The organism is Paracraurococcus lichenis (assembly GCF_030657435.1).
Classification (GTDB): domain Bacteria; phylum Pseudomonadota; class Alphaproteobacteria; order Acetobacterales; family Acetobacteraceae; genus Paracraurococcus; species Paracraurococcus lichenis.
In genome coordinates this window covers 1-443 of sequence record NZ_JAUTWS010000492.1, presented here as the reverse complement: position 1 = coordinate 443, position 443 = coordinate 1, and the positions used below count along the sequence as shown (strand labels likewise).

The 443-nt window shown below is 72.2% G+C and carries 1 pseudogene; it reads right to left on the bottom strand.

Annotated features, from left to right (window positions below):
• Positions 1 to 74: 74 nt before the first annotated feature.
• Positions 75 to 443 (bottom strand): annotated as a pseudogene (locus tag Q7A36_RS40935) (hypothetical protein); the annotation flags it as partial.

Below are 443 nucleotides of genomic sequence, written 5' to 3'. Positions count from 1 at the left end.
TGGCGGCCGCCAGCGCGAGTCCCGTCCCGAGCAGCGCGCGTCGCGTCGGCATGTCCTTTCCCTCCGGCCCGCCGCTACTCTCGCGCCACCACGGCGTCCAGCCAGGCGCACTCTGTCCGCGGCAGCGGTGCACGCAGCCCCTTCGCGGCGGCGGCGAGGCGCATCTCCCGGTGCCGGACCCGCGCCTCCGGCGGCAAGTGCAGCCGCTCGTGGCCCCAGAGGCTCGGGCCGTCGAAGGTCTCGTGCGGCTGCCAATCTGCGGGGTCGATCACCCGCCCGCCCCAGCCGTACTCGACAAAGAAGCCGGACGGCGCGTGCGCGTAGAAGGAGGTCATGTGGTCGTTAGCGTGCCGCCCGAGGGTGAAGGCAACCCGCCCATCCTCGAGTTGCGCCAGGTCGTAGCCCTGGCCGACGTCATCCAGGCTGCCGAGTTCCACCATAAG